The sequence below is a fragment of the Actinoalloteichus spitiensis RMV-1378 genome, assembly GCF_000239155.1.
GTDB lineage: Bacteria > Actinomycetota > Actinomycetes > Mycobacteriales > Pseudonocardiaceae > Actinoalloteichus_B > Actinoalloteichus_B spitiensis.
Map to the genome: position 1 here is coordinate 1 of NZ_AGVX02000794.1, position 1,788 is coordinate 1,788.

Here is a 1,788-nt window from a genome sequence, read left to right on the forward strand (position 1 = left end):
ACCCACGGCCCCCACCCCCGCCCAGGTGGCCGCCGCGAAGGCCAGGATCGGGGAGTTCCTGCGGGTCCGGCCGGAACTGCTGCTCGACGTCCCGGACTCCCCGGAGCGGGCCGGGCGCGGCTGGCCCAGCCCCCGGAGCTGGGCGATGGCCGCCACCGCCCTGGCCGCCGGCGAGGCGAACGCCAGCGACGAGCCGGTGATCGCCGCGCTCCTCGTGGGGGCGGTCGGCGAGGGAGCCGGCTACGAGGCCCTGACCTGGCTGCGCACCCTCGACCTGCCCGCCCCCGAAACCCTGCTGGCCAACCCCGACGCGCCGCTGCCCGAGCGGGCCGACCGCCGGCACGCCCTGCTGTCCGCGCTCGTCGCCCACGTCCTCGCCGACGGGACGGTCGACTCGTGGGAACGGGCCTGGGCGGTCATCGGCCGGGTCGCCCGGTCCACCCCGGACGTCGCCGCCACCTCCGCCCGAACACTGGCCGCGCACCGCCCCACGGGCGCCACCCCACCGACCACGGTGCTCGAACTCGCCCCGATCCTGCGGGCGGCGGGACTCCTCCCGTGACGACCGCGACCGAGCGGACCCCCCACCCCGACCGGGAGCCCGAGGTCCTGCGCCGCTTCGCCGAGGCGCGGCTGTGGGCAGCCGCCCAGGCCCCCTACCTGGCCAGCGCCGTGTTCGCCCTGCGGCCCGTGGTCCTCGAAGCCCGCTCGGACGAGGACACCGGCGAGCCGGTGCCGGACCCGGAGTTCCGCGCATTGCCCACCGACACCCGGTGGCGGGTCCACCTCGATCCGGGAACCCTGCTGACCACCCCCGTCGAGGAGACCGGGTGGTGGTTGCTCCACCACATCGGACACCTCGTCCGCCGCCACGCGGCGCGCGGCCCGAACCAGGGGGCGGGACGGCGGACCGGAGGAACCGGCGGGGCCGACGAGGAGGCCGCGCACCGGTGGAACCAGGCGGCGGACGCCGAGGTCAACGACGACCTGGAATCGGCCGGCCTCACCACCCCGGAGGGCGTGGTCTCGCCCCGGGCGCTCGGGCTCCCCGAGGGGCGGCTGGCCGAGGAGTACGTGTCCCTGATCGAGGTCCTCGACACCGCTCACCGCCGTGGCGGACGGCGTCTCGTGGACCTCGTCGACTGCGGACCCGCCGTGCGGGGCCTGGACGGCCGGTACGAGGAGACCGGCGCGGGGGAGGGGATCGACGACACCGAACGCCACGTCCTCGAACTCGCCCTCGCCCGCGACATCGAACGGCGGGCGGCGGCCCGGACCGCGGTGCCCGGCGGCTGGCGGCGGTGGGCCGAGGACCGGCGACGTCCGGTCGTGGACTGGCGCACCCGACTCGGGGCCGTTCTCCGCCGGGGTGTCCGGCGGACCACCGGCCGCGTGGACTTCTCCTACCGCCGACCGTCCCGCCGCCCCGGCCCCGGCGGGGTCCTCCTGCCGACGATGGTCGCCCCCGCACCCGGGATCGCGTTGGTCATCGACACCTCGGGCAGCGTCGCCGCCCCGGTGCTCGCCGGGTTCCTCTCCGAGATCACGGGTGTCCTCGCCCGCGCGGCCGGACCCGAGAGGCGGCTGCGCGCGATCTGCTGCGACGACCGGGCCCACCCGGTCCAGGAAGTCCGCGAGGCGGCGGACATCGAGCTGACCGGCGGCGGGGGAACCGACCTGCGCGCCGGGATCGCCGCCGCGCTCGCCCTGCGACCCCGCCCCGACCTGGTCCTCGTCCTCACCGACGGGCACACGCCATGGCCCGAGCGCCGGCCGCCGGTGCCGGTC

At 77.5% G+C, this 1,788-nt stretch carries 1 protein-coding gene and 1 pseudogene; both read left to right on the forward strand.

Translation table 11 applies throughout. The features are described 5' to 3' along the window. A pseudogene (locus ACTIDRAF_RS0225340) lies at positions 1-562 on the forward strand (hypothetical protein); the annotation flags it as partial. Next, the coding region (locus ACTIDRAF_RS31365) for a vWA domain-containing protein (RefSeq protein WP_016701451.1) at positions 559-1,788 on the forward strand (1,230 nt) is incomplete at its 3' end. The pseudogene ACTIDRAF_RS0225340 and the gene ACTIDRAF_RS31365, both read left to right, overlap by 4 nt.